8 protein-coding genes are annotated in these 9,119 nt (G+C 67.9%); 7 read left to right on the top strand and 1 reads right to left on the bottom strand.

Features of this window, described 5'->3' with window-relative positions; all coding sequences use genetic code 11:
• Positions 1-691: 691 nt before the first annotated feature.
• Positions 692-979 carry a hypothetical protein gene (locus ACZ60G_RS43860; RefSeq protein ID WP_465818324.1) on the bottom strand — a complete coding sequence of 96 codons (288 nt, stop codon included), beginning with the start codon at positions 977-979 and terminating at the stop codon, positions 692-694.
• Between the two features lie 379 nt (positions 980-1,358).
• Between ACZ60G_RS43860 and ACZ60G_RS43855 the strand changes: the two genes are divergently transcribed.
• The 7 genes from ACZ60G_RS43855 to pdxR all read left to right on the top strand — a co-directional run bounded on the left by ACZ60G_RS43855 (position 1,359) and on the right by pdxR (position 8,610).
• Positions 1,359-1,628: an acyl carrier protein gene (locus tag ACZ60G_RS43855; RefSeq protein WP_465818322.1), complete on the top strand. Its 270-nt coding sequence runs from the start codon at positions 1,359-1,361 to the stop codon at positions 1,626-1,628.
• Entirely contained in the window at positions 1,625-3,136 is a 1,512-nt protein-coding gene (locus ACZ60G_RS43850) for an AMP-binding protein (protein ID WP_465818320.1), read from the top strand. The genes ACZ60G_RS43855 and ACZ60G_RS43850 overlap by 4 nt, the downstream gene beginning before the upstream one ends.
• Positions 3,136-4,281: a beta-ketoacyl synthase N-terminal-like domain-containing protein gene (locus ACZ60G_RS43845; protein WP_465818318.1), complete on the top strand. Its 1,146-nt coding sequence runs from the start codon at positions 3,136-3,138 to the stop codon at positions 4,279-4,281. The genes ACZ60G_RS43850 and ACZ60G_RS43845 overlap by 1 nt, the downstream gene beginning before the upstream one ends.
• A complete protein-coding gene (locus ACZ60G_RS43840; RefSeq protein WP_465818316.1) occupies positions 4,278-5,273 on the top strand; it encodes a beta-ketoacyl synthase N-terminal-like domain-containing protein in 996 nt (331 codons plus the stop codon). Before ACZ60G_RS43845 ends, ACZ60G_RS43840 begins: the two co-directional genes overlap by 4 nt.
• Complete coding sequence (locus ACZ60G_RS43835; protein ID WP_465818314.1) at positions 5,270-5,539, top strand: acyl carrier protein; 270 nt, start codon at positions 5,270-5,272, stop codon at positions 5,537-5,539. The genes ACZ60G_RS43840 and ACZ60G_RS43835 overlap by 4 nt, the downstream gene beginning before the upstream one ends.
• 2 nt (positions 5,540-5,541) lie before the next feature.
• The gene (locus ACZ60G_RS43830) at positions 5,542-6,912 is read left to right on the top strand and encodes a salicylate synthase (RefSeq protein WP_465818312.1); all 1,371 of its coding nucleotides are present in this window, start codon (positions 5,542-5,544) and stop codon (positions 6,910-6,912) included.
• A 234-nt stretch (positions 6,913-7,146) separates the two neighbouring features.
• Entirely contained in the window at positions 7,147-8,610 is a 1,464-nt protein-coding gene (gene pdxR / locus ACZ60G_RS43825) for a MocR-like pyridoxine biosynthesis transcription factor PdxR (protein ID WP_465818310.1), read from the top strand.
• Positions 8,611-9,119 lie beyond the last annotated feature (509 nt).

Here is a 9,119-nt window from a genome sequence, read left to right as displayed (position 1 = left end):
CTTCGGCAATGAAGCCAAGACCGTATTCAACGATGAGGAGGCGCTTGCTGTCGGGTTCGCGGAGGCGGACATTCATGGGGTGGCGGTCGGTTCGCGCAGTGGGTGATTCATGAGTACGTCACCACCAAGCGGCCACCGCGGGTCACGCCCGGCCTCGAGGTCGATCTCCCGCGGCGGGATGACCCACCGGCTTCGGGACGTCGGCGTGGCCTGATCGGTAGCAGGCCACATGAGCACGATTCGCGGTCGGATGCTCAGCGTGGATCCGCGGATGTCATCGCGAGCGAGCAGGACCCGGCACTGCTGACACCGTGGACCACGCCGAGGACGGAGCCGAATCAGCCACCTGCGCGAAACGGCGATTCGGAGCTGGGCCAGGGCAGCCGGATCCCGGGCGGTTCGATCGGCAGTAGACAACATGAACCGGGCGAGACCCCACGGAGCCCAACACCGGGCGGGACGACGCCGTGGTCGCGGGAGGTGATCAACAACCCACACCCCGACCACCCACGCCGCGAATAACCATCGCCCTTTCGACCCGCGAAGATGGTGTGCCACATCGGCACGACCTGCAGAAATACTCGGCGATCACCGAAACGCCGAGTTATTCGCGCTCGGTGCCGTGCAGGGGTATCGCACCGGCCCGGCCCACGAACGCTCCTACGGCCATGGAGCAGTAGCTCCAGCCGACCTAGCGATTATCCGGATCGAACGTGGCGCGCTCGAGGGTGTCCGCGCCCTCGGCCACCGTGCTGATCGGCGTGACTACAGATTCCAGCACCATGGTCGTCGCCATGAGCGTGCCCGGGTGCAGGGCGTTCACCATGACTCCGGTCCCGGAGAGTTCCTCGGCGTACTCGATGGTCGCCATGATCATGGCCAGCTCGGCGCGGCAGTAGGCGGTGTACACGTCGTAGTCGTGCTCGGGGGTCGGGTCGTCGAGGGCGATCTCCTGCTGCCCGGCGGAGGCTACGTCCACCACTCGCGCCGGAGCCGATGCCATCAAGCAGCGGAAGCAGCTCCGCGAGTCGCGACAGGTCGGCCAGGACGATCTGCGGAGTGTGTCCGCTCGCTGCTGTGACCTCGGCTGCGACTGCTCGGCGTTGATCGCGGCGACATCGCCTCCAACCGGGGCCCTCGCGTTCATCGGCACGCGACTGGACCACTGCGGTTCGTCGATATTGGCACTTTTCCCTGCAGGTTCGGAAATATATGGTGCATCCGTACGAGGAAAAAAATACGGACCGGTGGGCGAATTCTTGTCCACCGCCCCGGGAAAAAACGCCGTCCGATCCGGTGCACGACCGTGTTCCGAGTGCCTCGTCCATGCTGGAAAGAATAATTGTCAGGATATCAATATGGTCGGATCCGAACAGTGGTACGGCGGCAGTAATTGTGACAGGCTTCGCGCCATTACGGCCGAAGTGCTCGAGATGAATGTCGATGGTGTCGACGTGTGGGCGCATTTCTACGAGGATCTGGGCGCTTCCTCGCTGGAAAAGGCCGAAATACTCGCGCGTATAGAACGCGAATTCTCGGTTACGCTTTCGGACGGTTCGATCGCGCGCCTGGATTCCCTTGGCGACGCGTTGGCGGTCGTCGAGGGCTCGGGTGGGGTGCACCGGTGAACCTCGTCGAATTCTTCGTCGGAAGGCACCTCGATTCGCCCGGAAAAGACGCGCCCGCCTATATCGATTCCGATCTCGGCGAGGTCAGTTACACCGAGTTGTTCCAGGCTGCGGGCGCATTCGCGAATCTGCTTTCCGACAATGGAGTCGTGCCGGGCACCCGCGCCATGGTGTTGGCGGACGACTCGGTTGCCACGGTGGTGGCGGTGCTCGGGCTGTGGTGGCACGGCTGCGCAGCGGTCCCGGTGAATCCGGCGCTGTCGGACAAGGAGATCGCGTTCATCGCGGCCGACGCCGGGGTTGAGTTCGGATACGTCGACGTCCCCGGGACGCGTCGCAACAGGCTTGCCGCGGTGCTGCCGGATATCGGGCAGCTCGACGGGGACCACATCCGCGAGTCGATGTTGCGGCAACGGCGCTCCGACGAGCGGGCCGCGCTACCGCCGCAGCAGCAGTGGCTGCCCGATCAGGAAGCCCTGGTGCAGTACACCTCGGGCAGCACCGGCGTGCCGAAGGGGGTCGCGCATCGGGCGAGCGCGCTGCAATGGGTGCCTTCCGGGTTCGGGCGGATAGCCGCGCTGGCTCCAAGCGACACCGTGCTGTCGACGGCCAAACTCTCGTTCGCGTACGGGTTCGGCAATTCCCTGTTATTACCGCTGCGCGCGGGTGCGACGACCGTGCTGCTCAACGGCGGGGTGGACGCCCAGGTCGTGGCGAGCGCGCTGCGCCGCCACCGTCCGACCGTGCTGTTCTCGGTGCCGCGCCTCTACGCTGCGCTGGCCGAATCGTTCCACGACCCCGACAGCAGGCTGCGCCTGGCGGTCTCGGCGGGCGAAGCGCTGCCCGCGGACCTGAGCGAACGGGTCATGCGGCGACTCGGGGTTCCGCTGGTGAACAGCCTCGGGACGACCGAAGCGCTGTACATCATGCTGGCAACGACACCCGCCGAACCCGGTCCCGGCACCATCGGCGGGCCCGTTCCCGGAGTGCGGGTCACGGTGCGCGACCAGGACGGCGAGATTCTCGACGGGGACGAGGTGCAAGGCCGCCTGCACATCGCGGGCCCATCCGTCGCGGCCGGGTATCTCGACCGGGCGGAGGCGACCCGGGAAACCTTCGCCGACGGCGGCGCGTACACCGGCGACATTGTTCGGCGCGCCCGCGGCGGCCCGATCCACTACATCGGTCGAGCCGACGACTTTCTGAATCTCGGCGGCTACAAGGTGGCACCCGCCGAGATCGAGAGTGTCGCCCGCGCGGTCGCAGGCGTCCGCGATTGCGCCGTGGTCGGGGTGTCGGACGGCCACGGGCTGCAGCAGGCGGTGCTTTTCGTCGTCGCGGACGGCGACCGGGAGCCCAGTGCCGTCCGTCGCGCTGTAATCGCATGTCTGCGTGCCGAACTCGCGTCGTTCAAGCGGCCCGGCCGCATCGAGCTGGTCAATGCGCTGCCGACGACGTGGACCGGCAAGCTCGCGCGAAACCGGCTTCGGGCGATCGGAGCGAACTGATGCCGTGGGATGTCACCGGGATGGCGGCTATCGCGTCCATCGGTGAGACGCCCGAAGCGATCTTCGAGTCGCTGTGCGCACGGCGGAGCGGACTCTCGAAGCTGCGCGCGTTCGACGTGGCGAAATACCGGACGTGCCACGCGTACGAGGTCGACGACCGCACGGCAGCGGGCGACCGGCCGTTCCGCGCCACCGAGTGGCTGCGCGCCGTGATCGAGGCGGCGCTGGCCGACGCGGGCCTCGCGGCGGCTGCCGGGCGGTATCCGGTGGTGGTCGGAACCACCCTGCGGGAACAGCGGTCCGCCGAACTCTGGTGGCGCAAAACCGGCGGAAAGACCGGGGATGTGCTCGATCCCGATCGACTCGACTTCTCTGCCGCCTTGCGGAACCTTCCCCAGGTCGGACGTGTGCACACCGTTGCCTGTGCCTGTGCGGCGTCGCTGTATGCGCTGGGAATGGCGACCGACATGATCGAACTGGGCCTCGCCGAGACCGTGGTGGTCGCGGGCACCGACTCGATCACCGAGAGCGCGTTCGGCACCATCGACCGCGTTCAGACCAGGACGCCGCAGGCGCTGCGTCCGTTCGACGCCGCGCGCGCGGGCATGATCATGGGCGAAGGCGCGGTGGCAGTCGTCGTGCGCCGGGCCGGGACCGACACCGCACCACACACACGCCTGCTCGGTGTCGGCATGAACTGCGACGCCCGCCATGCCACGGCGCCGGACCGGGAGAGCATCCGCGCGGTCATCGCCGACGCCCACGAACGGGCCCGCATCGACGCCGCCGATGTAGACCTGGTGATGTTGCACGGCAGCGGAACGCAACTCAACGATGCCGTCGAGGCGTCCGTGCTGACCGATGTGTTCGGCGGGCCCACCGCGCCACCGGTGATGACCGCGATCAAGTCGATGACCGGCCACACGCTCGGCGGGTCCGGGCTGCTAAGTCTGATCGTCGCGGCCATCGCCATGCGTCGCGGGATGGTGCCACCGATTCTGGGTCTCACCGATCCGATCGCCGAGGCGGCCGGGCTGCATCTGGCTCGCGACGTCGTGCGGGCGGACCCGGCCGTCGCGCAGATCGACGCGTTCGGTTTCGGGGGCATCAATGCGGTCGCCGTGATCGGGAAGGGGACGCGATGACAAGCCGGGCGACCGTGGTCACCGGAGTCGGCCTCGCCGTGACGGGCCTGCACACCGCTGCCGATCTGTTGTCGACCGATCCGATCGAGCCGGGAGCCGGGCCGGCACCCGACCTCACGGGACGGCACATGCGACACAAGGACCGTGCCTCGCGACTGGCGCTGCGTGCGGTTGAGCAGGCGCTCGCCGACGCGAGCCTGGCCACCGACTCGACCGATCGCGCGGACACGACGACAGCCACCGTGGTCAGCTCCAACTTCGGCAACCTCGACAGCGTCTGCGAGTTCACCGACCGGATCGCCGAGCAGTCCACTGCCGCACTCAGTCCGCTGGGTCTGCCGCACGTGTCGTCCAATGCCATCGCCGGGTGGATCGCGATCCGGCACGGGCTGCGCGGACCGAATATCACCCTGTGCAGCGGGCGGACCAGCGGGTTGGACGCACTGTTGTGGGCCGCAACGCTCATCGGGGCCGGCCGGGCCGACGCTGCGGTCGTCGTCGGGGTCGAACCGGACACCGGACCGGTGCGCAGCTTGTTCGGACCAGGTCGGCGAGTCCTCGACGGAGCCGCAGCGGTCGTCCTCGAATCGGCAGCGCACGCGGCGAATCGGCGGGCAATCGTCCGGGCGTTGGTCGGCGGTGGTTACCACAGCGACGGTGTCGATCAAGTGGTCGCCGCCATCCGCACGGCGGCCCGGCAGCCGCGATTGTGGCTGACAGCGGCGGATGTGTCGCCGGAATTCGGGTCGCCGATTCGGGTCCTGGATCTGACCCGACGACTCGGGGAGTGCTCGGGGGCGCTCGGAGTGCTCCAGTGCGTGGCGGCGGTGGCGCAGTTCGACGGCGGCGACCGGCACCCGGTGTACGCCACCTGTGGCGATCAGTACGGCGGCGAGGTCATGACCCTACACCTGCGCGCACCGCATGCGGCGGCATCCGTTCCGGTCGGACGCAGCGCCGGAAACCGCGATTTCGAGCTGGAGCAACGATGACAAGAAGCATCCCCGAGCGGGTGGACCCGCAGGACCTGCGGCAATTGGTGGCGCGCGTGTTGGAAGTGCCCGCGACCGAAATCGGTGACCACACAAACTTCGTCGACGAATGGAACGTCGATTCGCTGCTCGAACTCGAGCTCGCGACACGCATCGAGGAGCGCTACCGCATAGCGATTCCGGAGACCGAGATCGCTTCGCTGACATCACTGGCGAATATCCGCGAACTCGTCGACCGCATGCTCGGTGCGGACCCGAATTCCTGAAGATGGAGAACCATGTGACCACCCCGGAATCCGTCCGAATAACGAGCGCGGTCGATCCCGTGACCGCGGTGTCTCGGCTGGCCGGCTCCGGCCGCTTCGGTGACCACGTCGTCTACGAGCTGCCCGGTCGATGGGTGTTCGCCGCCGACCCGCTCGGCCGGGTCGAGCTGGACACCGACGAGCTGCGGGTGAGCGCGGCCGGAGGGGCCACTCGCGAACGCTGGACCGGCAGACCCGTGGACGCGCTGGAGCGAGGGTTCGACTCGTTGCGGGTGGCCTGCGGCGCAGGAGCCTCCGGCACCGCCTACGGCTGGATCGCCTTCGAGTTCTGCGCCGATGCGTTCGGCGCGCAACGGTATCTCACCGAGCGAACCAGCTTGGCGCACATGATCATTCCGCGAATCGAGGTGACGGTCACCGAATCGGAGGTCACCGTCGACGGCGCGGCCGCCGCCGACGTCGAGGTGATCGAGCAACTGCTGCGCTCACCGGCCGAGCCGCTGCCCACACCGCATCCGGTCGACGTGCGCATCGACGTCTGCGGCTACCGTGCACGGGTCGCGACGGCTGTCGCGGAGATCGCCGCGGGCGACTACCAGAAGGTGATCCTGTCTCGCCGAGTCGAGCTGCCCTTCCGGGTCGACCTGCCTGCCACTTACCGCCTGGGCCGGGCACACAACACACCCGCCCGGTCGTTCCTGCTGCGGCTCGGTGGGCTGGCCGCGGCTGGATTCAGCCCCGAGTTGGTGGCGTCGGTCGACGACGATGGTGTCGTCACCACCGAACCGCTGGCGGGTACCCGGGCGCTGGGGCAGGGCGTCGCGGCAGACCTGGCCGCCCGCAATGAGCTGGAGTCGGACCCGAAGGAGATCGTGGAACACGCCGTGTCGGTGCGAACGTCGTTCACTGAGATCGGCTCCATCGCCGAACCGGGTTCCGCGGCGGTGACCGACTTCATGACGGTCCGCGAGCGCGGCAGCGTCCAGCATCTGGCCTCCACGGTGCGCGGCAGGCTCGCCCGGCACCGGACCCGGTGGGATGCGCTGGACGCGTTGTTCCCGGCGGTCACGGCGTCCGGCATTCCGAAGCGGGCGGGCGTCGACGCCGTGTTCCGCCACGACGCTGCCCGCGGACTGTATTCCGGTGCGGTGGTGACACTTTCGGAAAGCGGTGCACTGGAGGCGACCCTGGTGTTGCGGGCGGTGTACCAGGACGAGAACGCGGCGTGGCTGCGCGCGGGCGCCGGTATCGTGGCCCAGTCGCGGCCGGACCGGGAATTCGAGGAAACCTGTGAGAAGTTGGGCAGCGTCGCTCCGTATCTGGTGCCCGCGGTCTCCCTGGACCTGGGTCTACTCCGCGACCACCGATGGTGACGGGTGGCTCGCGCCACCCGTGGCGTTAGGGAATCGTCGAGTTTCGCATCCGGCGTCGTCGGTATAGCGGAGAAGTTGCGTCGCCTGTGCATGCGTGATTACTCTCAGGCATGCTCGGCTGGATTCACCTGTGATCGCGGCACTTTCGGTTGCCCCGTGTGACGCCGGGCAGGCTTGGCGGGCTACCCACCCTGCCTGTGTTTCGTCGTCAGCCCGGCGCTGAGGCCGACTGTGGTGGACTTGCATGTGAGCCTCACCGGCCGCGGTGACCTCGGCGGGCAGATATACCGGCAGATCAAGGCCGCCGTGCTGGACGGGCGGCTGGCGCCGGGCCAGCCGTTGCCGCCTTCCCGGGAACTGGCGCGCAGGCTGGCGGTGTCGCGCAATACCGTGACCGGCGCCTACGACCGACTGGTCGCCGACGGTCTGGCCGAAAGCCGGGTCGGCGCAGGCATTTTCGTGCGCACTATGGTCACTCGGCAGCGGCGTCGCCCGGCCGTGCCCACATCGGTCGCGGTGGTCCACCCGTCGCCGTCGTGGGTGGACATCAAGGTGCCCACGCCCGGCTTCTTCACCGACGCGCCGCCGTACGACCTACGGCCCGGCATCCCGGACGTGCGGCTGTTTCCGTATGAGGCGTGGCGGCGGTTGACCTCGCAGGCGTTCCGGGCATCATCGATCGGCACGGGAATGCCCATCGATCCGGCGGGGCTGCTCGCGCTGCGGGCGGCCATCGCCCGGCACATCGGGGTCTCGCGCGCCGTGCAGGTGACCGCGGACAACATCATCATCACGCAGGGCATCCAGCAGGCGCTGGACCTGGTGGGGCGGGTGCTGCTGCGGCCGGGCGACTGCGTGGCGATCGAGAATCCGTGCTATCCGCTTGTGCGGGAGCTGTTTCGCAGCCTCGGGGCCGACGTCGTGGGGGTCGACGTGGACTCGGAGGGCATGCGGGTCGACCTGCTGCCCGATCACACGCGGATCGTATACGTCACCCCGTCGCATCAGTTTCCGCTCGGCATGCCGATGTCGACCCAGCGCAGGCGGGCGCTGCTGGAGTGGGCGAGTAGCCGCGACGTGGTGGTGATCGAGGACGATTACGACACCGAGTTCCGTTACGGTGGCCGTCCGCTCGAGCCGCTGCACAGCATCGACCCCGCAGGCCGGGTCATCTACGTGGGAACGTTCTCCAAGGTCATGCTTCCGGTGCTGCGGATCGGTTTCGTCGCCGCCCCCGCGCCGCTCTTCGCGGCATTGCGCGCCGCGAAGTACGTGACCGACTGGCATTCGCCGCAGCCCGCGCAGGCCGCGCTTCTCGGGTTCATCGAAGAAGGGATGCTGGCCAAACACATCCGGCGGATGCGCCGGGAGTACCAGGCCCGCCACGACCGGATAGTCGAACTGTTGACCACGCGCTTCGCTGACTTGCTGACGGTCATTCCGTCGGCGGTGGGCCTGCACGTGTCGGCGTGGACCCAGCCCGGTGTCGACGCGGCTGCCGTCGCGGCTCACGCGCGGGCGGAGGGCGTCGGCATCTTCCCGATCTCCCGGTATCGCATCGGCGACGGTCCCGACGGCCTTATCGTCGGATACGGGGCCATCGCCGCGACCGACGTCGACCACGCGCTCGACCTGCTGCACACCGCGCTGCAGCGGAACCGGGCGACCGCGCAGCGAAGCCGGGACTGCCACGCCTAGCGGCGATTTGCCGGTGAACTGTGGTTCCACGAGTCCTGATAGGAACAGCGTTAGGCCCACCATATGTTCGATCTTGCGCTCTGACCTGCGCGTTTGTGGTTCTGGTAGATCTTTCGTTTGCTACGTGAGCGAGATTTTTGCAGGTCAAGAGCTTTTCGTTGGTTCTATTCCCGTAACGGGTCGATGTCGTTCGTCTGCTGCCGGCTCACAGCGGGCCAGCGCATCAGTCAGGTTGTCGTGCCGGGAGCCTGCGGCGAGTTGCCATGTTGCAGCTACGGGGACGATCACAGCATCGCTGCCATTCTCGGACGCACTCTCGGTACCGGCCTGCCCGGCTTGCGGCGGCAGGTGCTCGATCGTCCCGACACCGTCGTCGCCACCGTGTGTAGTGGGTCGATGGTCACTTTGGGTGGGTTAATACTGCAACTGCACTCAGGTGAGTGGGTGGCCGCGGCGACGGTAGTGCGATAACCGGGCTTGGTGCTGGCGGCGTCGCCGCCAGCGTGACC

The organism is Nocardia sp. NPDC102475 (assembly GCF_055584605.1).
Note: the sequence above shows the minus strand (reverse complement) of the source record. Positions and strands in the feature narration are given on the sequence as shown.